Here is a 22649-nt window from a genome sequence, read left to right on the forward strand (position 1 = left end):
GACGGTAGGCGCGTGACGTCGAACATTGCTGTGACCGCCGGCTCCTGGTTCTTCAACCCGGATGCCCGCGACTGGACCTGTCCGCCCGCCCCGCCCGAGGCGGCCTCCTTCCATGCGGGACTGCCCGGCTACGCGCCGACCCCCTTGCTGCAGCTGCCTTCGCTGGCTGCGGACTGGGGGGTGCGCCGGGTCGTCGTCAAGGACGAGTCCTCCCGGCTCGGGTTGCCGGCCTTCAAGGCCCTCGGCGTGTCCTACGCGATCTACCGTCTGATCCGCGCGCGCGTCGGCGACCCGCTGCTGCCCGCGAGCTTGGACGGCCTGCGCAGGGCCATCGCGTCGCTGCCGCCGCTCGAACTTGTCACCGCGACCGACGGGAACCACGGGCGCGCCGTGGCGCGCTTCGCGCGGCTGCTCGGGATCCCGGCCCACGTCTTCGTTCCGGACATGGTCAGCCCACGGGCCATCGAGGCGATTCGCGCTGAGCAGGCCGCGGTGACGGTGCTCGCCGAGGACTACGACAAGGCCGTACAGCGTGCGTCCGAAGAAGCCGGCTCTCGTGCGGGTGCGGTGCTCCTGCAGGACACGGCGTGGCCCGGCTACGAGGAGATTCCGCAATGGATCGTGGACGGGTACTCGACCTTGTTCGCCGAGCTGGACGGGCAGCTTGCCGCGCTTGGTGAGAGCGAGCCGGCGCTTGTGGTGACGCCGATGGGGGTGGGGTCTCTCGCACAAGCCGTCGTCACCCACTACCGCAGCCGCGGTACCGGAAAGCCGGCCGCGCTGCTGGGCGTGGAGCCGGACACGGCCTCTTGCGTTCAGGTCAGCCTCGTCGACGGGCGGCCTCGCAGCGTACCGACCGGCTCGACGATCATGGCCGGCCTCAATTGCGGCATGCCCTCGTCCCTGGCCTGGCCCTACCTGCGGGACGGCCTCGACGCGGTGATCGCGGTGTCCGACGAGCAGGCGGCCGATGCGGAGCGCGAGCTCGGCGCGCTCGGGGTGTCCTCGGGACCCTGCGGGGCCGCGTGCCTGGCCGCGGTGCGCGCAGTTGTGAACGAAGAGCGGCTCGAACGTCGGGGCGGGCTCGGCCTCTCCGCAGACTCCACGGTCGTGCTGCTGAGCACCGAAGGCTCCCACCACACAGAAGAAAGCGAGAACCTCCAGTGAGCACCGTTGCACAGGACGTCATCGGACTGCTGAAAGACCTTGTCGGCATCGACTCGGTCAATCCCTCCCTGTCCGCGGATGCAGCCGGGGAGGCCGAGATTGCACAGTACGTCAACGACTGGGCAGTCAAGCACGGACTCGACACGAAGATCGTCGACGGCGGTTCGGGCCGACCGAACGTTGTGGTGCGTGCTGGCACGGCAGGCGGTGACAGCCCGCGGTTGCTGCTGTGTGGGCACCTGGACACAGTCGGCTTCGGCCGCATGGTCGACCCCCTGGTCCCCCGGATCGACGGAGACCGCCTCTACGGGCGCGGCGCCTATGACATGAAGGCGGGGCTGGCCGCCGCACTCGTGGCCTGCCGGGAGATCGATCGGCAGGGACTGCCCATCGAGGTGGTGCTGGCAGCTGTGGCGGACGAAGAGCACGCCAGTCTCGGCATTCAAGAACTACTGCCCGCGCTCAAAGCTGATGCCGCGATCGTCACAGAGCCGACCGAGATGGCCATCGGCGTGGCACACAAGGGATTCGTGTGGGTGGACATCGAGGTCACCGGCGTGGCGGCGCATGGCTCCCGGCCGGAACTCGGAGTGGATGCGATCGCCAAGACCGGGCCTGTCCTGGTCGGGCTCGACGAGCTCAACCGGGCCCTGGCCGAGCGCAAGCACGACCTGCTGGGGCCTGGAACCGTACACGCCTCGCTGATCACCGGCGGCAAGGAGGTCTCGACCATCCCGGAGCGGTGCGTGCTCACCATCGAGCGCCGCACCCTTCCCGGTGAGAGCGTCGAGGACATCGAGCAGGAGGTGCATCGGCTGCTGAACGGCTGCCGTGCCGCGGATGAGCATCTCACCGCCTCGGCGCGCACCCTGCTGCACCGCCCGCCGATGGAGACAGCCGCCGATGAGCCGGTGGTCCGCGCGCTGAGCGCCGCCCATGAGCAGGTGCGTGGGCGTCCCGCGCAGACCAGCGGGATCAGCTACTGGGCTGACTCGGCATTTATTGCCTCCCTGGGCATTCCCACCGTCCTTTTCGGACCTGGTGGGGAGGGCGCTCACGCAGACGTCGAGTGGGTGAGCGTGTCCGACACCGTCGACTGCACCCGGGTGCTCATCAGAGCCGCTCGCTCGCTGGCCCGTGGCTGAGACGCCGACCGGAGAGAAGGACCCCAACATGACTCAACGGCAGACCATCGCATCACCCTCGCAAGATCAGCACCATTACCGCAGGGATCTGGGCAGCAGGCAGCTGCAGATGATCGCGATCGGCGGGGCGATCGGTGTCGGCCTGTTCCTCGGTGCCGGTGCGCGACTCCAGCAGATCGGGCCGGCCCTCATACTGTCCTATCTGGTGTGTGGCCTCGCCGCGTTCTTCGTCATGCGCGCGCTGGGCGAGCTGGCCATGTATCGCACGGACTCCGGTAGTTTCGTCAGCTACGCCAGGGAGTTCGTCGGGCCGTGGGCCGGCTTCGTTTCGGGCTGGATGTTCTGGTTCAACTGGGCGGTCGGCGGGGTGGCCGAGCTGACCGCTATCGGTATCTACGTGCACAAGTGGCTGCCAAACATGCCGCAGTGGATTACGGCCGTGGTGGCGCTTGCCGTGCTGTTCCTCGTCAACCTGGTCTCCGTTAAGTTGTTCGGGGAGCTGGAGTTCTGGTTCTCCATCATCAAGATCGTCGCCATCCTGATGTTCCTGGGCGTCGGCCTGTGGCTGGTGGTCAGCGGAGCCCATGTCGACGGGCACCAGGCGGGGCCGGCGAACCTGCTTGCCGGGCAGGGTCTGTGGGCAGGGCTGTTCCCGACCGGTATAGGCATCGCCTTGCTGAGCCTGCAGTCGGTCATCTTCGCCTACAACGGGGTGGAGATGGTCGGTATCGCGGCGGGAGAAACCAAACAACCGGAACGCTTGATCCCGCGGGCGGTCAACTCGGTGGCCTGGCGGATCGGGATCTTCTACTGCGGCTCCATCCTCCTGCTGGTGATGATCCTTCCGTGGACCATGTACGGAGCCACCGAGTCGCCTTTCGTACTGGTCTTTTCCAAGCTCGGCATCCCTGTCGCCGGAGACATCATGAACCTGGTGGTGATCACCGCGGCGCTGTCCTCGACGAACTCGGGGTTGTACTCGACAGGCCGGATCCTGCGCAGCATGTCGGAGCGCCACCACGCGCCGCGGTTCACTGCGCGGATGAGCGCGCGGGGAGTGCCCTCTGGGGCGATCATGCTGACCGCTGCCATCTACCTGCTCGGCGTCGTGCTGAACTACATCATCCCGGCCAGCGCGTTCAACATCGCCGTCAGCGTGTCCGGACTGGGCACCATCGTCACTTGGACCACATTCCTGCTCGCACACCTCGGTATGCGACGTGCGGTCGAGCGAGGGGAAATGTCCAGGCCGACCTTCCGGATGCCCTTCGCTCCGCTGAGCAACTACCTCACCATCACGTTCCTGCTGGGTGTCGTAGTGCTGCTCGCCTTCGCCGATGACCTGGCGAGCAGGGTGGCCTTCTACTCGATCCCCGCGCTGATGATCGCGATCGGCCTCGGCTGGTGGGCCGTGCGCAGACGTGCCGGCACGGAAGGCGCACCAGAGGTCCCGAGTCAATGTGAGCCGTTGGTATCTGCAGAGAAGAGAGGAAAGTAATGAGCGTTGTCGTGAAGAGGCTGGCCGAGCTCGGCTTGATTCTGCCGCCGGTCGCCAAGCCCGTTGCTGCCTACCTTCCCGCCGTTCAGAGCGGGTCCTACGTCTACACCTCGGGGCAACTTCCGCTGGTGGGCGGGAAGCTCCCGGTGAGCGGGAAAGTCGGCGCTGAGGTCACCGTGGAGCAAGCCAAGGACCTGGCCCGTGTCTGCGCGCTCAACGCCCTTGCCGCGATCGAGGAGGTCTGTGGCGATCTGGACCAGGTTCACCGCGTCGTCAAGGTTGTCGGGTTCGTCGCCTCCGCCCCGGACTTCACTGGACAACCCGCGGTGGTCAACGGTGCCAGCGAACTCCTCGGCGAGGTCTTCGGCAACATGGGACTGCACGCCCGCAGCGCCGTCGGAGTCGCCGCCCTGCCACTGGGCGCCCCAGTTGAGGTCGAAGTCCAGGTCGAGCTGGTGGGCTAATGCCATCGCGCCACTGTCGCGCACCCGCGGTCCGACAGTGGCGCGTGCACGCCCAGCCCCCTCAAATTCGTCGAGGGCACCGGCGCTCCGGTCAATCCGGTCGTCATCAAGTAAAGGAGCGGTATGTCCGGCACGCACCTCGACTCGTCCTGGCCTCGCCCCTGCCCCGGGCGTAGCACCTCCGACGCGTTCTTCACCGGCCACGTACTGCCGCTGCCAGCGCTGCTCGAAAGCCCATCGGGCGTCGAACCGTCAACAGCCTTGGAAGACCCGATGCCTGTCACAAAACCTCCCATCGCTCTGCTCGCAGTTCCCGCACAACGGGCGTGGGTCAGGACCGCTCGCCGGTTCGCCTCCGCTCTGCTGGCCTACTGGGGCCTGTCTGCCGACGAGCGAGACACCGCAGTCCTCATTGTGGGCGAACTGGCAGCCAACGCCGCTCAGCATGGACGCACTGAGATGACGCTCGGCCTGGCCCTCGGGCGCGACATGCTGTACATCACTGTGACCGACCGGGGAGACTCCCGGTCGCCGAAGCAGCCAGGCGCCGGGCACGACCCCGACGAGCACGGCCGCGGCATGCACATCGTCGAAGTCCTCGCCGCCCGGGTCGAGACCTTGCACGACGAGCGCGGTCAGCAGGTCCGGGCCGACCTGGGTATTGCCTTCCCCCAGGAAGCCAACCGCCGTCGCTCACCATCCACCGCCTGCACCAGTTGGGCCCGCTCCCACGGACAGGGGATCGCGGCGTAGCCGCGACAGTCCCCCTCGGCGGCGAGGCCAAGCACATCGAGGGCATGCGCTCCAAGCTCAAGCGCCTGGTCGGCAACGGACTCGTCGTCGAGACCGAGCCCGGCTTGTTCGCCCTGCACCATCAGTGATCTCACGCCGCGGCGCTGACCAGAAGACCTGATCCCGACTCAAAGACGAATCAGACAGAGGCTCGCATTCCGCCCTCTGAAGGGTGTCTTTATTGCCGTAGGGTAGTTGACCTGGGGCTTTGTGATTGCCTGAGTGTGGGCATGATCAGTGATTGTGGGTCTGCGACTGCTTTACCTGATCGTCTGTCGACTACTGGGCTGCTTGCTTTTGCTGGGCCGATCGACTGCCGCGAACAATGCCGAGATCCTCGTGCTTCGTCATGAGGTCGCTGCGCTTCGCCGGCAGATCGAGCGGCCGCGGCTCTCATGGGCTGATCGTGCCGTGGTCTCCGCTCTCGCGCGGCACCTGCCATCCGCCTTGCGCCGCCATCGGCTGGTCACGCCGGGCACGCTGCTGACCTGGAACCGGCGTTTGGTGCGCTGGAAGTGGCGCCAGACGGCGGTCGGACCCGGTCGGCCACCGTTGCCGGAAGAGACGGTCGCGCTCATCCGGCGCCTGGCGAGAGAGAACCCGACCTGGGGGTACGTCAGGATTCAGGGCGAGCTGCGAAGGCTTGGCCATCGGGTCGCTGCCGCCACGATCCGGCGCGTTCTGCGCCGCTCCGGTCTACCGCCTGCACCGCAGCGAGCCTCCCAGCAGACTTGGCGTTCCTTCCTGCGCTCCCGGGCCCACGCGCTGCTCGCCTGCGACTTCATGCACGTGGAGACCGTCTTCCTCAAGCGTCTCTATGTCTTCTTCGTCATGGAGATCGCCAGTCGGCGCGTCCGTGTCCTGGGTGTCACTGCCCGCCCGACCGGTGCATGGGTCACCCAACTCGCCCGCAACCTGCTCATGGCCCTCGAAGAGAGGGCGGGGTACTTCCGGTTCCTCATCCGTGACCGGGACAGCAAGTTCACCGCCGCGTTCGACGCCGTCTTTGCCGGCAATGGCACAGCCGTCGTCCTGACTCCGCCGCAAAGCCCACGGTCCAACGCGTTCGCCGAACGATGGATACGCACAGCCCGGGCCGAGTGCACCGACCGACTCCTCATTACCGGCGAACGACACCTGCGCACGATCCTCACCACGTACGCCCAGCACTACAACACCGGACGGGCCCACCGCAGCCTCGGCCTACGAGCACCCGACGACGACCCGAACGTCATTTCCCTTCCCGCTGCCACGGTCATGCGTCGACAGGTACTTGGCGGACTGCTCAACGAGTACCACACCCTGTCACCCCGGTTGCCTCATCATCCACAGGAAACGCCCAGCTCAGCAGCCTGATCGGAATATTGACACCCTTCAGGACTCTGTTGGTCGATGTGATGGTTCACCTGAAATGACCTTCGGGTGCGTTGGACACTGCTCGTTGTCGGGTCTGTTTCCTGGGGGCGAGGGGGAGATCATGTCGATGCGTCCGTTGCCTGCGCCTGCGGTGCCTGAATCCACGGCGAGGGTCGCCCGTGCTGCGTTCCCGCGTGGCTGCCTCGCCACGCGGATCAGGGACGAGTTCGGGGCGGTGTTTGAAAGCGAGCGGTTCGTGGCGGCGTTCGCGCATCGGGGCGGTCCGTCCGTGTCTCCGGGGATGCTGGCGCTGGTCAGCGTGTTGCAGTATGCAGAGCGGCTGACCGACCGGCAGGCCGCTGATGCGGTGCGCGGCCGGATCGACTGGAAGTACGCCCTTGGCCTTCAGCTGGCCGATCCTGGCTTCGATTTCTCGGTGCTCAGCGAGTTCCGCGACCGGCTGATCGCCCACGGCCTGGAGCAGCAGATCCTGGACGCTATCCTCGCGCAGTGCAGCAAGCGGGGTCTGCTGCGGGCCGGCGGGCGCGCCCGCGCCGACTCCACCCATGTCATCGCCTGCATCCGTGATCTGAACCGGCTGGAGTTCGTCACCGAGACCATGCGCTGTGCCCTGGAGGCTCTGGTGGTGGCTCCCGCCTGGCTGGCCGGCACCGACGCGGTCAGCGCGGACTGGCTCGCGCGCTACCGGCAGCGCGCTGACTCCTACCGGCCGCCCAAGGGCGAGGCCGAGCGCACCGCGTTCGCCGAGAACGTCGGGGGCGACGGCTACGAACTCCTCGACACTTTCAACGATCCCACGGCCCCCGCCCACCTCGCCGGCCTCGAAGCGGTCGTGCTCCTGCGCACCGTCTGGGCCCAGGAGTACCAGCGCGACGCCCGCGGGGTGCGCTGGCGCGGACACAAACAACGCCCCCCGGGCGCGGCACGCATCGTCTCCCCACACGATAGGGACGCGCGCTGCGGGGTGAAGAGGGGATCCGCCTGGGACGGCTACAAAACGCATCTCACCGAAAGCTGCGACGACGACCTCCCACACCTGATCACCTGCACCGCCACCACACCGGCCACGACGGACGACCACCAGCTCACCACCACCGTCCACCAGACCTTGTCCGAGCGGGGCCTGAAGCCGGCCGAACACTACGTGGACGGCGGCTACACCAGCGCGAAGATCATCCTTCAGGCTCGTGCACTGGAAGGCGCGCGGGTTCCAGGAATCCTGGGCGCCAGGGGACGGGAACCCGTACGCGAGTCCCCGAATCATAGGGCCATGCGTACGGGTTGACGGCTGCAGATCAGACATCACCAGGGGCATCCGGGTGGACGGGGCACGGCCCGAAGCCTGCGCCCTGGCTGGCCGGGTGAACGTGCCGACGGCCCGAGAGACCGCAAGCCGTCTTCGGGTCCTCGTCACAGAACTCCACGCACGTGCAGTCCTGGATCTCATCCAGCGTGGAGTCGGCGGAGTCGTCCGCGTCGCCGACCCGAGGTGAGCACCGGTGACGGTCGGCCATGAGGTCGAGGCGGGCCAGTGTCCATCCCCGCCCCTCGTGTCCGGCCTGGGTAGTGATAGCGCCGCACTTCATGCACCGCAGTCCTTCGGCCACCTGGCAGTTGTCGCTGAGCGCGGAGTTGACGACCTCGAAGTCATCCCGAGGGAGCGCCTCGGACTCGCCCACAGCGGCAGTCTCGGCGCCCCCGGTGAGGACGCAATGGGCTTGGCTAACCTATGCCCGTTCTCGGCGGGCCTTGCCGAGTCTCGCGGCCTCGCACGACCTGGTGTGTAGTACTGGCAGGGCCAGCTATGCCCTTGGTGATCGGCTGGGTGAAGAGCAGACTTAGGGCATGGGCAATAACGACTTGGGCGACTTCCTGCGGGCCCGCCGTGCTGGACTCACGCCGGATGAGATCGGTCTGCCGGTCGAGTTCGGCGCCGGTCGCCGGGTCGCCGGTCTGCGGCGCGGTGAGGTCGCGCAGCTGGCCGGGGTGAGTACCGAGTACTACACCCGTCTGGAACAAGGCCGCGCCCGGCAGCCGTCCGAACAGGTACTGCATGCCCTCTGCGACGCGCTGCGGTTCGATGACATCGAGCGGCGGCATCTGTTCGCCCTCGCGGGCACCACAGCCGGGCACAAGGACCGGGCCGAGCACTCGTCACGGCTACGACCGGCGCTGCGACAGGTGCTGGAGTCGATGGATCTGGCTTCTGCCTTTGTCAGCGACCGGAACCTCACTGTCGTCGGCGGGAACACGTTGTGGGCGTTGCTGTTTCCCGATGTGGCCGAGCTGCCGCGCCGGGAACGCAGCATGGCGCGCTGGACGCTGCTGGATCCGCGTGCTCGCCTGGTGTGGTGCGACTGGGAACGCGTCGCCCGCGACTACGTGCATGGGTTGCGGCTGGCCGCCGCCGCCCAGCCGCGAAACCAGCGCATCGCCAACCTGATCGGTGAGCTGATGATGCGCTCACCCGAGTTCCCGGCGTGGTGGTCAGAACACCGCGTCCAGGAGCGCAGCACCGGCCTCAAACACCTCCACCACCCTGTCGCCGGTGACCTGGAACTGCAGTACGAGATCTTCACCTCGGCCGCCGACCCGGGCCAATCGCTCGTCGTCTACTGCGCGCCGTCCGGCTCGCCATCTCAGGAGCGCCTGCGACTGCTGGCCAGCTGGGGCAGCGAACCCGCCACCGCGACTACCCGGGACACCGCCGCCGAGTCCTGACCACCGCCCGAACCGGGCGATCCAGCAACACAACCCAGACACGACCCCGCCATACCCGTGGGGTCGATGCCGCCGTGCCCACGCACGCCCCGCGGCCTGACACTCATCCACGAAAGGACACCCGTAGTGAGCAAGACATTCCTGATCACCGGCGTCAGCACCGGCCTCGGACTGGCCATCGCCCGACGAGCCCTGGCGGCCGGGCACCGGGTCGCGGGCACCGTGCGCACCGAGCAGCACGCGGCCGCCTTCCAGGCACTGGACCCCGACCGCGCCCGCGCCTTCATCCTCGACCTGTCCGACGCGGACCGGATCGACCCCACGGTGCGGGCCGCCGAAGCGGAACTGGGCCCGATCGAAGTGCTCGTGGCCAACGCCGGCTACGGGCTCGAAGGCACCTTCGAAGAGTCATCGATGGCCGATCTGCGCCGCCAGTTCGAGGTCAACGTATTCGGCACGGTAGCGACCGTGAAAGCGGTCCTACCCGGCATGCGGGAACGGCGCGGCGGCCACATCTTCGTCATCACCTCGATGGGCGGGCACACCACCTTCCCTGGACTGGCGTTCTACGAAGGCAGCAAACACGCCCTGGAAGGCATCACCGACACCCTCGCCCAAGAGGTCACCCAGTTCGGCGTGCGGGTCACCGCCGTAGCTCCCGGCGCGTTCAAAACCGACTGGGCAGGTAGGTCACTGGTCCGCGCACCACGCAGCATCGCCGACTACGACGCACTGTTCGACCCGATCCGGACCCGCCGCCAGGCCCTCGCGGGTCAGGGCATCGGTGACCCCGATCGCGCGGGCGACGCCATCCTCACCCTCCTAGACGCGGAGAAGCCTCCCGTGCATATCCTGCTCGGCTCGGACGCGCTACGCCTGGTCACCGCCGGGCGCCAACGCGTCCAGGACGACTTCGACGCCTGGGAGAAACTCAGCCGCTCCACCGACTCCACCGAAGGCGGAGTAACAGTCGCCTGACACTGGACAATTCACCAAGACAGCGGCCGGTAACGGCGCTGTGGCTACCGACCCTGCGCCTGCCGAAAAACCCGTCCGCCCTGGTGGGAGGTGGTGTGCGAGGGTGTAGGGAGTTTCGTTGGAAGGCGCTCGCCCTCGTGCCCTCGCGCGGCTGTCGATCGTCGGGGGATGATGGTCGACCGTGTTACTGCGACTGGGCTACCTGGCTGTGACCCACGCGTTTGCCATGCTTCGCCTGCTGCCGATGAGCGACCGCGACAAGGACGCGGAGATCCTTGCCCTGCGCCACCAGCTGATGGTGCTGGAGCGGCAACTTGGCAAGGAGAGGGTGCGGTTCACTCCAATCGACCGGGTGTTCCTGGGGGCGCTGCTGCACCGGTTGCCACGGGACGTGCTCGGCAGCATACGGCTGCTGGTGCGCCCGGACACGGTACTTCGCTGGCACCGCAGCGTGGTCGCACGCCGCCACGCGGCTGCCTCCCGGACCAAGCCTCCCGGAAGCCCCCGCACTGTCCAGTCCGTCCGGTCCCTGGTGCTGCGTCTGGCGAAGGAGAATCCCGGTTGGGGCTACCGGAGGGTGCACGGTGAACTTCTCGTCCTGGGCGTGAAGGTCGCTGCGTCCACCGTCTGGAAGATCTTGAAGGAAGCTGGGATCGACCCGGCACCCGAGCGGGCCTGCAGTACCTGGGCCGACTTCTTGCGTTCCCAGGCCGATGCCCTGCTGGCCTGCGACTTCCTGGAAACAGTCACCTTGTCCGGGGCCCGGCTGTACGTGTTGGCGGTGATCGAGCACGCCAGCCGGCGCATCCGGATCCTGGGGGCGACCGCGCACCCGACCTCCTCATGGGTGACGCAGGCCGCCAAGAACCTGGTCATGGACCTTGGGGACGCGGGCTGCCGGGTGCGGTTCCTGATCCGGGACCGGGACGGGAAGTTCCCCGCCCTGTTCGATGCCGTCCTTGCCGATGTGGGGATCGAGGTCGTCCTCAGCGGTGTCAGGATGCCGAGAATGAACTCGGTCATGGAGCGGTGGGTGCAGACCTGCCGGTGCGAACTGCTGGACCGGACCTTGATCTGGAACCATCGGCACCTGCTCCATGTGCTGCGGGAGTTCGAGCGGTTTTACAACGCTCATCGGCCCCACCAGGGCATCGCCAACGCCCGTCCTCTGCACCCGTTACCCGCGCCGATCACCGATCCGGACCAGATCGCCAGCCTCGACATACGAAGACGCGAGCGCCTCGGCGGCATCCTCCACGAATACCGACATGCCGCATGACCTGGGCGGATGAGGTTTCCGGCAAGCGCAAGATCCTGTTGCCCATTGTGGTTATGCGGTGAGGGTGTGCTCGAGTCGGGTGAGGTGGCTGGTGCGGGTGCGGTCCAGGGGGCGGTCGTTCCACCAGGCATTCAGGCGGATCAGGTTGAGTGCGACGGCGGAGTAGATGTGTTCGAGATGGGTCTTGGCCAGGCCTCGGTAGCGTGTGCGGCGTGTGCCGGTGACTGCGGTGGCCTGCCGGATGGTGCCCTCGATGCCGGCGCGTAAGGCGTAGTCGGTGTTCCAGTCCTTGGTCTTCTGCCGGGTTCGGGTGCGCCGGAGTGCCTCGGTCATCTGTCTGGGGTGGAGGGAGAGTTGGCGGCGGTTCTTCTTCGCGGTGGTGCACTGGGGTTTGAAGGGGCAGGGGATGCAGTCGAGGGCGGCGAAGCTGACCACGGTCTTGGGGATACCTTCGCTTACGACGGGGTTCCAGGTGGCGCTGGTATGTCCGGCGGGGCAGGTGGCCTTCTTGGCTTCCCAGTCGATGGTGAAGTCGGTGGCGGCGAAGCCTGCCTGGGCTTTGGCCTGGCGGGAGGTGTCCAGCAGGACCGGCGTGATCAGTGCGATTCCGTAGGTTTTGGCCGAGCCGTGGATGAGTTCGGCGGTGGCGTATCCGGAGTCGAGATAGTGCTCATCGGGCAGCAGCCCGCGTTGCTGGAGCGCGTGGTGGACTGCGGGGAGAGTCTTGCTGTCCGGCACTGTGGAGTGGGTGGTGGCGATGTTCGTGATCAGGTTCGGGTGTGTGCGTGCCGTTTCGGGGGCGGAGGTGCAGGTTTCGCTGATGTGGAGTTTGTAGCCGTTCCAGAACATGTCGCGTTTGGCGGACCAGCGGGCGTCGGTGTTTGCGGCGAGGACACACGTAGGTGGCCGGGCGGGCGGCCGTCACCGCCCTCGTCAGTCTTTTCCCGCCGCTTGACGACCTGGCGGCTGCCTCGGGTGGTGGTGCGGGTGTAGTTCTGCAGCAGTACACACCGCAGGACCTGCACCGCGGGCAGTTCGCGTAGCCAGTCCGGAGAGCTGGAGTGGTAGACCGCGCCCAGCAGGGCGAAGCCGTCCCGGGCGAAGTCCACGGCCAGTTTCTGCTGCCTGGTCCGGGAGGTGGGCAGGCGCCAGCTGTCCACCCGTGGTCCGTACCGCCTGCTCCATGAGGCCACGTCCACGCTCTGTGCGACCCAGTCCGGATCCGCGCAGGTCAGCGTTTCAAGTGCGGCGCGAACCGCTTCCCCGGCCAGTTCCAGCCGGTTCAGGGCCCGTACCGCCGCGATCACGTGGGTGGAGTCCGTGCGCTGCTTGCCTCCTGCGGCCAGCAGGCCTTGTTCAACCAGCCTGGCCACCACCAAGTCCAGTACCTTCTCTTCCAGGCCATGGGCGGCAACCCGGGTGCGGAACTGGGAGAGGACACTGAAGTCGAAGCCGGGATCCTCCAGGCCCAGTCCGAGCGCGTAGGGCCACGAGAGTTTGTCCCGGACCGCCTCGGCAGCCTGCCGGTCGGTCAGGTTCTCGGCCATCTGCAGCACCATGACCAAAGCCAAGCGGCCCGGTGACCAGCCACGCGGCCCCGTTACCGCGAACGCTTCCGCGAACTCGGCATCCGCGAACAACTCACCGAGCCGATCACGTACCGCGACCGGTAGCGGCACCTGACGGCCGGAGTACTTCGCCCGCACCGCCCGCACCGCCCGCGCCACCTCCGGCGCCGGCTCCGGCCACGACCGCGGCTCCATCGACACCGGGCCCCTCCCACTCCGTGACCGGGAACGAGAAGGGACCGGCCACCAGACCAGCCTGCCGCAACAATCAACACCCCGACCAGCACAAACAGCAAATGGGCAACAGGATCGGGCAGGGCGGTGCGGAGGCCGTCCGGGCCGATCGATCCGTGTTCTTCAGTCCCGGTAGTCGGGAGCCACGCGCTCCAAAAGGCGAAGAAGGGCGGCCCAGGCCAGATCGTAGGCATCGTCGTCCTGGTAGTCCGACTCGCCCGTCTCTCCGTTGAGCTGGCGTGCCGTGTAGTCGCATACCGTCGGATCGGGCAGGACGACGGCGCTGCCGCCCGCCTGGGCCTCGACCTGGATCTGGCAGGCCTTGTCGAGGTAGTACATGCGCAGGAACGCCTGCGCAGCGCTGCTGCCGACGGTGAGCAGGCCGTGGTTGCGCAGGATCATCACGGGGTGGGTGCCGAGGTCGTGGACGAGGCGTTTCTGCTCGTCGAGATTGAGCGCCACCCCCTCGTAGTTGTGGTAAGCGACGCGGCTGTAGAACTCCATGGAGATCTGGTTGAGCGGCAGCAGGCCCTCGGACTGCGCGGCGACGGCGCAGCCTGAGCGGGAGTGGGTGTGCAGCACGCACTGGGCGTCGGGCCGGGCTTTGTGGACGGCACTGTGGATGACGAACCCCGCAGGGTTGACGCGATGAGGCGTCGGGTCCACGGCGTTGCCGTCGAGGTCGATCTTGACCAGGTTCGAGGCGGTGATCTCCTCGAAGAGCAGGCCGTAGGGGTTGATCAGGAAGTGGTGGTCGGGGCCGCGCAGGCGCAGCGAGATGTGCGTGAAGATGAGGTCGGTCATTCGGAAGTGCGCGACGAGCCGGTAGACCGCGGCGAGTTCACGGCGGAGGAGCAGTTCCTCTTCGGCGATGGTGTCGGTCACTGAGCATCCTTGACTGCGTGGGAAGAGACGGTCGAAGCAGTGAGCTTCGCGGTGGGAGGGGAGGCCGTGTTCGTGAGTGGCCGGGCAACGGCGCCCGTCGGCTCGCGGCCTTCGAGTACGTCGGCCACGTAGGCTGCGGCCATACGAAAGGGGCGGGTGCGTGCCTGGGGCGAGTACCACGCGGCGTGGGGGTTGATGATCACGTTGTCGTGAGCCAGCAGCGGCTCGTCGGCGGGCGGCGGCTCCGTCGGGAGTACGTCGAGTGCCGCACCGGCCAGTCGCCCGCTCGCGAGCGCGGCAGCGAGGGCCTTGTGGTCGACGAGACCGCCGCGTGAGACGTTGACCAGGTACGCACCGGGCTTCATCGCGGCCAACGACTCGGCACCGATGATCCCTTCGGTGGCGGGCGTCAGCGGCAGGTGCAGGCTGACCGTGTCCGCGGTGGCGAGTAGTTCTGCGAGATCGTCGTGGCGCGTCACGGCCTGCCTGTCGAATGCGGCGGCGGGTGCCGTCGGATCGTATGCCGTGACCCGCATGCCCAGGGCCGCGGCACGTTCCGCTACCGCCTGTCCGATCCTGCCGAACCCGACGAGCCCGAGCACGCTCCCGGCGGCGGTGCGTGGCCGGGCCCTCAGCACGTCCCAGTGCCCCTGCCGCACCGAGCGGTCCAGCGCGGTCACCTGGCGCAGTTGACCGAGGACGAAGGCCACGGTGTGCTCGGCGACCTCGTCCGTGCAGTAGCCCGGGCTGGTGGTCACCCAGGCTCCGGCGGCCGTGACCGCATCGAGGGGAATGTGGTCGTAGCCGGTCGCGGTGACCGCGACGATCCGCAGGTCGGGCAGGGCTGCCACCTGCTGTGCGGTCAGAGCGGTCTTCGGGCCCGGCAGCAGGGCGACGATGCCGGGGCCGCTGGGCACACGCTCGGCCCGGCTCACTTCCACCGGCAGGCCGTCCAGTTCCTCGGCCACGTCCTTGAGATCGCCGAACGAGTCGAGAAGTACGACCCGCGGCAGCGCGCCCGCGGGTGTCCGGTCGGGGCTGTGCGAGGTCATATCCGGTCTTCTCGAGGTCGCGGGTGACTGAGGAGGGCCACCAGTGTGCGGGCGTCGCCCAGGGTTTCGAGGCGGCCGACGGCGTCGGCCACCGCCTCGGTCCGCGCGGAGGGCAGGGCGCGGGAGGCGAGCTCGTGGAACTTGGCGGTGACGGCGTGGCCGTCGAGGGGATTGGTCGCGGAGCCGAGGGGGTCGGTCACCTGCTTCTGGTGCACCGTCCCGGCCCGGGTGGTGAGGGTGACGACGGGTTCCGTGTCGCGGCCCATCGACGGATCGACCTCCAGCACGATCCGTTCCAGAACGGAACTCACGCGTGGGGAGCGCCGGTTCTCCGCGTCGTAGGCGCCGAGGCCCGCGCCGCCGAGTGCGATGCGCGCCGCGACCGCGTACGGCAGGCTCAGTTGCGCTGCGGGCAACGTCGCGACGTCGGTGCCGCCGCACATTCCGTGGATGGCGGGATCGAGCCGCACGTGGATACCGGCCACGTCGTCGGCGCTGAGGCGGTGGGTGTCGAGGATCTCGCCCACGGCGTCGATCGAGGAGTGGGTGGAGCGGCAGGAGGCGTAGGGCTTCAGCGAGCAGCGGGAGATCCGCCATTCCCGGCCCAGGCCGGCGGTGAGCGCGGCGGGGTCGGCACTGGTGGGCGCCAGCGTGCGCAGGAAGCCGCCCCAGACATCGCCGAAGACCTGAGCGGGCCCGGTGACGCCGTGCGCCGCGAGCAGGGCCGAGGTGACTCCGGCCTCGGCCGCCCGTCCCGCATGCAGCCGTTTGCTCATGGCGCCGTCGTGCACGAACGCCCAGATGCCGCCGCTGAAGCTGCCGGCCAGGGCGAGCGCGTGCGCCGTCTGTTCCACCCCGAGACCGAGGACGACGGAAGCGGCCGCGGCGGCGCCGAACGGTCCGCAGGTACCGGTGGAGTGCCAGCCTGCCTCGTTGTGCGGCCAGTAGCCGCCGCAGGCTTCCAGCACCCTGCGGGCCACGTCGTAGCCCACGACGACCGCGGTGAGCAGGTCCGCTCCGGACACCGGAGCGGGTGTGGCGGCGAGGGCCGCGAGTGCGGCGGGCACGACGACGGCGCCCGAGTGGTCGCAGCCGCCCGCGTCGTCCAGTTCGAGGGCGTGCGCGGACACGCCGTTGACCAGCGCCGCGCCACGCGGGGACAACGCGATCCCGGTGCCCCACACACAGGCGTCGGCGCCGGGCTCGGTGGCGGTGAGCATGCGGAGCAGCGCGGTGGTCTCGGTGCTGTCCGCCCCGGCCAGGGCGGCCCCGAGTGTGTCCAGGAGGTGATGCCTGGCCTTGCTGACGACGGCTGCGGGCAGGTCGTCGAACCGGGTGGTGGCGGTGAAGCGGGCCAGCGCGGCGAGAGCGTCGCTCGCGCGGAGCGGGTCCTTGGCTGCTGCCGTGACCGTCATGAAGTTCCTTGCGTGAGGCGTGCGAACACTTCGGAGGGGTGGTCGGGTTCGTTGCCCTCGTGGGTGGCCGACCACCAGTCGGCGACCTCGCCCGCCGTGGCGACCCATACGTCGTCATGGCCGCGGATGTGCGTGAGCAGCTCACGGACCAGGGCGATCCGTCCGGGGGTACCGGTGACTTCGGGTTGTAGCCGCAGGACGTAGCAGAGGCCGAAGCGGCGGTAGGCGGCGAACTCGGTGGTCCAGTTGCCCAGTACCTCGCGGTAGGAGGCGATCCGCGACTGTCCGGCGGGGAAGGCCGGGTCGAGGTTGAAGAAGAAGTAGGGGTGGTCCTCCAGCTCGTGGTGGACCGGGATCTCGACCAGCCGCCGCGAGGCTCCGGCTCCGGCCGGGTGGAGATGGGGAAGGTCGTCCCCTCGCAGGGAGGAGGACCAGGTGAAGCCCATCTGCGCGAGCGCGTCGGGCAGTCCGGGGGCCCATTCGCCTTCGGGGATGCGGAATCCTTTGGGGCGGTGCCCGACGACCTCGGCGAGGGCGTCGCTGCCGCGCTCGACGACCGCGCGCTGGCCCGCCAGGTCGAGCAGGTCGAAGTTCTCGTGCGCGTGGCCGTGGTTGGCGATCTCATGACCGGCTCGCGCGATCTCCCGGGCCAGGCCGGGATGGTTCTCGGCCTGGCGTCCGGGCACGAACCAGGTGGTGCGTACGCCCAGTTCGCCGAAGGTCCGCAGCAGCCGGTCGACGCCGCGCGTGGCGCCGTAACGTCCCACCGAGAGCGTCTTGGCCCGCCGGGCGATGTCCGGGGACGAGGCGAGCAGGGGCAGTTCGGCGTCGAAGTCGACGCTGACCACGACCGCGCAGCGGGCGCCGCCGGGCCAGCGGACTGCTGGGGACATCGGTTCAGACATCGCGGCCGGCCCCCTGCAGAGCGGTGGACACGGCCGGGCGCGACCACCACTCGGCCACCTCGCCACAGGTGGCGAACCAGACGTCGCCGCTGGAGCGCATGTGCCCGAGGAGACGTTCGAGCAGCAGCAGACGGCCGGGCTTCCCGGAGACCTTCGGATGGAACAGGGTGGTCATGCACAGCCCCTCGGCGTGGTGGCCGTCGAACTCGCGCATCCAGTTGTCGAGCGTCAACTCGTAGCTGGCGATGCGGTCCTGACCGGCCGGATAGTCCGGGTTGCGGGTGTAGGCGAGGGAGGCGTAGTCGTCCAGGTCCCAGCGGGCCGGGATCTCCACCAGCGAGGTGGCCCTGCCGTCGATCTCGTGCAGGTAGGGGCGGTCGTCGCCGCGCATCGAGCTGGAGTAGGCGAACCCCGCCTCCACCAGCAGCCGGGGCGTTTCGGGATGCCAGTCGCCGGAGGGCGTACGGAAGCCGACAGCGGGGACACCGAGCACCTCGCGGAAGATCTGCTGGCTGCGGGAGATCACCTCGGCCTGCTGCTCGGGCTCCAGGTCCCAGTAGCGCTCGTGCTGATAGCCGTGGTGGGCCATCTCGTGGCCGCGTTCCACCACCGCGCGGCAGGCCTCGGGCCAGGTCTCGACGACCCATGCCGGGGTGAAGAACGTCGCCGGGACGCCGGCCTCGTCGAGCAGGTCCAGAATCCGGGGCAGCGCCCGGTACGGCCCGTAGGCGCCCAGTGCGAAGTAGCTGGGCTTGCGCCAGATGGAGCCGTTGAGCATCGCGTCGCCCGTGGGCCCGTCGAGGTCGAAGGCGAGCGCGACCGCGCTCTGGTGGCCGGCGGGCCAGAAGCCCTCGGCGGCGTCGGAGCCGGTTGTGGTCACACGTGGTCCTGGGGGAAGAGGGAACGGTCGGAGAGGCTGCGGCGCAGCGGGGTCCCGTGTGGCGGAACCTCGCGTCGTCCGGTCAGCCCTTGCTCCCGTTCAGGGCCGGGGTGATGACGGCGTACTTCATGCCGTTCGCGGTGAGGATCCGCTCGTAAGTACCGTTCTTCGCCAGGGTGTTCATGGCCTTGAGGACGGCGCCGGACATGTTGGAGTCGCCCTTCTTCATGACGATTCCGAAAGGCGTCGACTTCAGGGGTGACAGGACCGACTCGTACTTGCTGGGGTCCTGCTTCTCGAAGTACGCCAGGTTCTCGGCGCCCTGGATCGCGAGGTCGGCACGTCCCTGTTCCAGCTGGAGACGGGCCGCGGAGCCCGAGTCGGTCGGCAGCAGTTCGATCGCGTCCTTGCCCGCGCCGGAACAGTTCTTCTTGTCGAAGTCCTCTGCCTGCTGGTAGTAGTCCGTCTTCTTGCTGACCGCCAGTGTCTTGCCGCAGGCGTCGGAGGGCTCGGTGTACTTGGCCGCGTTGCTCTGGAGGGTGTAGAAGCGGCCCTGGGAGCCGAAGTAGTCGATGAAGTCGACGGTCTTCTGACGCTCGACGGTGTCGGACAGACCCGACATGACAATGTCGACCCGGCCGGTCTGCACGGAGTTGAGCAGCTGGTCGAAGGACTGCTGGACGATCTCAACCTTCACGCCGAGCTGCTTGGCGAGTGCGTTCACGAGCTTCACGTCGACGCCGACGACCTTCTTGGTCTTCTCGTCGATGTACTCCATCGGCGGGAAGTCCGGGGACATGCCCACCCGCAGTGTGCCGGACTGGGCCACGGCGGCGGGCAGTCCGTTCTTCGAGGCCTTGTCACTGGCGGCATCGCCGGTGCCGCAGGCGGAGGCGAGCAGGACGGTGCCCACCGCGAGCAGGGGCAGGGGCTTGAGGGCGCGGGCGAATCGGGACATGGCGGCACTCCTAAGGGGGACGAGTGGAGATGAGGGCGGTGCGGGTGACGCATGGGCGACGCTGACCGGCGTTGGCCAGGGGGTGCGGGAGGGGACTACAGGACCCGTGACAGGAACGTCCTGGTGCGCGCGTGCCGCGGGGAGTCGAGCACTTCGGCGGGGCTGCCGATCTCCAGGATCCGGCCGCCGTCCATGAAGGCGACGCGGTCGGCGACTTCGCGGGCGAAGCCGATCTCGTGGGTGACGACGATCATGGTGAGCCCGCTGTCGGCCAGGTCCTTCATCACGGTGAGGACCTCTCCGACGAGTTCGGGGTCGAGCGCGGAGGTCGGCTCGTCGAAGAGCATCAGCTGGGGTTCCATCGCCAGGGCGCGGGCGATGGCGACGCGCTGCTGCTGTCCGCCGGAGAGCTGGCGGGGGTAGGCGTCGAGCTTGTCGCCGAGGCCGACGCGCTCCAGGAGCCGGGCGCCCCGTTCCTTGGCGGATTTCGGGTTCTCGCGCCTGACCTGCACCGGACCCTCGATGACGTTCTGCAGGGCGGTGCGGTGCGGGAAGAGGTTGAACCGCTGGAAGACCATGCCCATGGCGCGGCGCTGGCGGACGATCTCTCGCTCGGGCCGTTCGACGAGCCTGGCACCCTGCTGGCGATAACCGATGGTCTCGTCGCCCAGCCAGATCCGGCCGGAGTGGATCGTCTCCAGATGGTTGATGCAGCGCAGGAAGGTGCTCTTGCCCGAGCCCGAGGGGCCGAGCAGGCACAGCACCTCACCGCGTGCGACGTCGAGGTCGATGCCCCGCAGCACATGGTGGTCGCCGAAGTACTTGTGGACTGCTTCGGCGCGCACGAGAGGGGTGGCGGTCGTCGAAGTGGTCGTTGAAGCGGTCGTCGAAGTGGTCATCGCAGCACAGGCTTTCGTCCGGCGGCGGCGCGCAGCCGCCGCAGGGGAGTCGGGGGCAGCGGGCGCGAGGAGCCCTTGGCGAAGTGCCGTTCGACGTAGAACTGGGCCACGCTCAGGACCGAGACCGCGGCCAGATACCAGACGGCGCAGACGATCAGCAGCTCCATGATCCGGTTGTTGACGTAGTAGGCGTGCTGGGCCTCCAGGAGGATCTCCGTCACGCCCACCGCGGAGGCCAGCGACGTGGTCTTGAGCATGCCGATGGTCTCGTTGCCGATCGGCGGCACGATGACCCGCATGGCCTGCGGCAGAACGACCCGGTACATGGTCCTGAGACGGCCCATCCCGATGGCGTACGCGGCCTCCACCTGCCCCTCGTCCACGGAGAGGATGCCGGCCCGGACGACCTCGGAGGTGTACGCGCCCTGGTTGATGCCCAGGCCCAGGGCGGCGGCCACGAACGGTGTCATGACCTCGACGGTCCGGGCGCTGTAGATGCCGGGTATCGACACCATCGGAAAGACCAGGGCCAGGTTGAACCACAACAGCAACTGGAGATACACCGGCGTGCCACGGAACACCCACACGTAGAACCAGGCGACGCCGCTGGTGATCGGGTTCTTCGACAGCCGCATGACCGCGATGAGCACCCCGAGGACGACGCCCAGCAGCATGGCGACCAGGGTGAGCAGGAGGGTCATCCCCAGGCCCTGGATGAGGAATCCGGCGCCGAGATAATGGCGTACGACGCCCCAGTCGATCTGCGCCCCGGCAAACGAGTCGATCAGGAAGGCGGCGACCAGGAGAACGGCGACGGCGCCGGCCCAGCGCCCGGGATGCTTGCGGGACTCGGTGAGCAGCTCCTCGGCTACGAGGGGCGGATCGGTGCTGCTGGCGGCCTTGGTGGCGGATGTGCCGGGCATACGGGGCTCCTCACGGCGCGGTCCGGAGGCTGGACCGGGGACGGGGTCGGGGGGAGTATCGAGGGGAGGGGAGGAGGTCAGGCGCGCGGACCGTCGTACACGGCGGCCCAGTCGCGGTGCGCGCGGATCCGCTCGGCGAACTCGTCGATCTGCTCGACGACCCGCTCGGGGGAGGTTCCGCCGCGGCTCGAACGTGCGGCCAGGGCTGCCTCGACGTTCAGGACCGAGCGCACCTCGGGGGTGAGCCGGGGGTCGACGGCCGCGAGCTCCTCGTCACCGACGTCGGGGAGGTCGATGCCCAGGTCCTCGCAGTGCCGTACCACGGCTCCGGTGATTTCATGGGCGTCCTGGAAGGGCACGCCGCGCAGCGCGAGCCAGTCGGCCATCTCGGTGGCCAGGGTGAAGCCCGCGGTGGCCTGGGCACGCATCTCGGGGGTGTTCACCGTGAGCGTGCGGATCAGGCCCGACATGGCGGGCAGCACGGTCAGCAGCGTGTCGACGCTGTCCATGGCCGCGCGCTTGTCCTCGGCGAGATCACGGTTGTAGGCGAGCGGCAGGCCCTTCAACGCACCCAGCAGACCCGTCAGGTTGCCCAGCAGCCGACCGGCCTTGCCACGAGCCAGTTCGGCGATGTCCGGGTTCTTCTTCTGCGGCATGATCGACGACCCCGTGGCGAAGCGGTCGTCCAGCCCCACCCAGCGGAACTGCCGCGAGGCCCACAGACAGACCTCCTCCGCGAGCCGCGAGACGTCGACGGCGAGCATCGAGGCGGCGAACGCGAACTCGGCGACATGGTCCCGGGCGGCCACCGCGTCGAGCGAGTTGCGGCACACACGGTCGTAGCCCAGCTCCGTGGCGGCGAGCTCCGGATGCCGCGCCACGGCGGATCCGGCCAGTGCGGCCGCGCCGAGGGGCGACTGTGCCGCGCGCCGGTCCCAGTCCCGTATACGTTCCGCGTCCCGGTCCAGTGCGTGTGCGTGGGCGAGGAGTTGGTGGCCGAAGACGATAGGCTGGGCAGGCTGCAGGTGGGTGAAGCCCGGCGCGGGAGTGTGCGTGTGCTCGGCCGCCTGCCCGAGCAGTGCCTCGATGAGGTCGACGGTGGCCTGGACGACCGTGCGCGACTTGTCTCGCAGGTACAGGCGCAGGTCGTTGGCCGCCTGGTCGTTGCGGGAGCGGCCGGCCCTCAGCTTGCCGCCCAGCGGCCCGAGGCGTTCCGTGAGCACCCTTTCGAGGAACGTGTGCACGTCCTCGTCGTCCGGCGAGGGAGCGACCGCGCCTTCGCGGCAGTCCGCGTCGAGCTGATCGATGGCGGCGAGGACCGCGGTGAGCTCGGTCTCGTCCACAATCCCCGCACGCTGCAGTTCGCGTGCGTGCGCCCGGGAGCCGGCGAGGTCGTAGGGAGCCATGTCGAAGTAGCCGGGCTCCGAGCGGGAGAGCTTGGTGAGAGCCGGATCGGACGCCTCACGGAAGCGACCGCCCCACAGCTTGGTCGTCGTACTGGTCACAGAA

At 68.5% G+C, this 22649-nt stretch carries 20 protein-coding genes and 1 pseudogene; 10 read left to right on the forward strand and 11 right to left on the reverse strand.

Annotated elements, in window-relative coordinates:
* The first annotated feature begins 12 nt into the window (after window positions 1-12).
* The 7 genes from ACWY4P_RS45520 (at window position 13) to ACWY4P_RS45550 (ending at window position 7728) form a co-directional block, all read left to right on the forward strand.
* Entirely contained in the window at window positions 13-1167 is a 1155-nt protein-coding gene (locus tag ACWY4P_RS45520) for a diaminopropionate ammonia-lyase (RefSeq protein ID WP_456206704.1), read from the forward strand.
* The gene (locus ACWY4P_RS45525) at window positions 1164-2312 is read left to right on the forward strand and encodes an ArgE/DapE family deacylase (protein WP_385156747.1); all 1149 of its coding nucleotides are present in this window, start codon (window positions 1164-1166) and stop codon (window positions 2310-2312) included. Before ACWY4P_RS45520 ends, ACWY4P_RS45525 begins: the two co-directional genes overlap by 4 nt.
* Before the next feature lie 28 nt (window positions 2313-2340).
* The gene (locus ACWY4P_RS45530) at window positions 2341-3810 is read left to right on the forward strand and encodes an amino acid permease (protein ID WP_456206705.1); all 1470 of its coding nucleotides are present in this window, start codon (window positions 2341-2343) and stop codon (window positions 3808-3810) included.
* Window positions 3810-4274, forward strand: coding sequence for a RidA family protein (locus ACWY4P_RS45535; protein ID WP_456206706.1), 465 nt, complete (start codon window positions 3810-3812; stop codon window positions 4272-4274). Before ACWY4P_RS45530 ends, ACWY4P_RS45535 begins: the two co-directional genes overlap by 1 nt.
* A 123-nt stretch (window positions 4275-4397) precedes the next feature.
* A complete protein-coding gene (locus tag ACWY4P_RS45540; protein WP_456206707.1) occupies window positions 4398-5027 on the forward strand; it encodes an ATP-binding protein in 630 nt (209 codons plus the stop codon).
* Window positions 5028-5309: 282 nt separating this feature from the next.
* Window positions 5310-6422 carry an integrase core domain-containing protein gene (locus tag ACWY4P_RS45545; RefSeq protein WP_456206708.1) on the forward strand — a complete coding sequence of 371 codons (1113 nt, stop codon included), beginning with the start codon at window positions 5310-5312 and terminating at the stop codon, window positions 6420-6422.
* Between the two features lie 319 nt (window positions 6423-6741).
* Window positions 6742-7728, forward strand: coding sequence for a transposase (locus ACWY4P_RS45550; RefSeq protein ID WP_456206709.1), 987 nt, complete (start codon window positions 6742-6744; stop codon window positions 7726-7728).
* A gap of 10 nt (window positions 7729-7738) precedes the next feature.
* Here the strand turns inward: ACWY4P_RS45550 and ACWY4P_RS45555 are convergent, their stop codons facing one another.
* Window positions 7739-8122 carry a hypothetical protein gene (locus tag ACWY4P_RS45555; RefSeq protein ID WP_456206710.1) on the reverse strand — a complete coding sequence of 128 codons (384 nt, stop codon included), beginning with the start codon at window positions 8120-8122 and terminating at the stop codon, window positions 7739-7741.
* A gap of 166 nt (window positions 8123-8288) precedes the next feature.
* On the opposite strand from ACWY4P_RS45555, the gene ACWY4P_RS45560 reads away from it, so the two are divergent.
* The 3 genes from ACWY4P_RS45560 to ACWY4P_RS45570 all read left to right on the forward strand — a co-directional run bounded on the left by ACWY4P_RS45560 (window position 8289) and on the right by ACWY4P_RS45570 (window position 11421).
* On the forward strand, window positions 8289-9164 hold the full coding sequence (locus tag ACWY4P_RS45560) for a helix-turn-helix transcriptional regulator (RefSeq protein WP_456206711.1): 876 nt from the start codon (window positions 8289-8291) through the stop codon (window positions 9162-9164).
* A 126-nt stretch (window positions 9165-9290) separates the two neighbouring features.
* Window positions 9291-10142, forward strand: coding sequence for an oxidoreductase (locus ACWY4P_RS45565; protein ID WP_456206712.1), 852 nt, complete (start codon window positions 9291-9293; stop codon window positions 10140-10142).
* A 181-nt stretch (window positions 10143-10323) separates the two neighbouring features.
* Window positions 10324-11421 carry an integrase core domain-containing protein gene (locus ACWY4P_RS45570; RefSeq protein ID WP_456206713.1) on the forward strand — a complete coding sequence of 366 codons (1098 nt, stop codon included), beginning with the start codon at window positions 10324-10326 and terminating at the stop codon, window positions 11419-11421.
* A gap of 51 nt (window positions 11422-11472) precedes the next feature.
* Here ACWY4P_RS45570 and ACWY4P_RS45575 read toward each other — a convergent pair.
* From ACWY4P_RS45575 to argH, 10 genes and pseudogenes are all read right to left on the reverse strand, one after another.
* Window positions 11473-13184 (reverse strand): annotated as a pseudogene (locus ACWY4P_RS45575) (IS1182 family transposase).
* A gap of 162 nt (window positions 13185-13346) precedes the next feature.
* Complete coding sequence (locus ACWY4P_RS45580; protein WP_456206714.1) at window positions 13347-14108, reverse strand: class II aldolase/adducin family protein; 762 nt, start codon at window positions 14106-14108, stop codon at window positions 13347-13349.
* Window positions 14105-15160, reverse strand: coding sequence for a C-terminal binding protein (locus ACWY4P_RS45585; RefSeq protein ID WP_456206715.1), 1056 nt, complete (start codon window positions 15158-15160; stop codon window positions 14105-14107). Before ACWY4P_RS45585 ends, ACWY4P_RS45580 begins: the two co-directional genes overlap by 4 nt.
* On the reverse strand, window positions 15157-16575 hold the full coding sequence (locus tag ACWY4P_RS45590) for an MmgE/PrpD family protein (protein WP_456206716.1): 1419 nt from the start codon (window positions 16573-16575) through the stop codon (window positions 15157-15159). The genes ACWY4P_RS45585 and ACWY4P_RS45590 overlap by 4 nt, the downstream gene beginning before the upstream one ends.
* Window positions 16572-17480, reverse strand: coding sequence for a polysaccharide deacetylase family protein (locus ACWY4P_RS45595; RefSeq protein WP_456206717.1), 909 nt, complete (start codon window positions 17478-17480; stop codon window positions 16572-16574). The genes ACWY4P_RS45590 and ACWY4P_RS45595 overlap by 4 nt, the downstream gene beginning before the upstream one ends.
* Window positions 17473-18360 (reverse strand): polysaccharide deacetylase family protein, encoded by an 888-nt coding sequence (locus ACWY4P_RS45600; RefSeq protein WP_456206718.1) that lies wholly within the window; start codon window positions 18358-18360, stop codon window positions 17473-17475. The genes ACWY4P_RS45595 and ACWY4P_RS45600 overlap by 8 nt, the downstream gene beginning before the upstream one ends.
* An 82-nt stretch (window positions 18361-18442) precedes the next feature.
* Complete coding sequence (locus tag ACWY4P_RS45605; protein WP_456206719.1) at window positions 18443-19318, reverse strand: ABC transporter substrate-binding protein; 876 nt, start codon at window positions 19316-19318, stop codon at window positions 18443-18445.
* Between the two features lie 95 nt (window positions 19319-19413).
* On the reverse strand, window positions 19414-20217 hold the full coding sequence (locus ACWY4P_RS45610; protein ID WP_456206720.1) for an amino acid ABC transporter ATP-binding protein: 804 nt from the start codon (window positions 20215-20217) through the stop codon (window positions 19414-19416).
* A complete protein-coding gene (locus ACWY4P_RS45615) occupies window positions 20214-21140 on the reverse strand; it encodes an amino acid ABC transporter permease (RefSeq protein WP_456206721.1) in 927 nt (308 codons plus the stop codon). Before ACWY4P_RS45615 ends, ACWY4P_RS45610 begins: the two co-directional genes overlap by 4 nt.
* A gap of 77 nt (window positions 21141-21217) precedes the next feature.
* Window positions 21218-22645 carry an argininosuccinate lyase gene (gene argH / locus ACWY4P_RS45620; RefSeq protein WP_456206722.1) on the reverse strand — a complete coding sequence of 476 codons (1428 nt, stop codon included), beginning with the start codon at window positions 22643-22645 and terminating at the stop codon, window positions 21218-21220.
* Between the last annotated feature and the right edge of the window lie 4 nt (window positions 22646-22649).

The sequence above is a fragment of the Streptomyces sp. LZ34 genome (assembly GCF_053890475.1).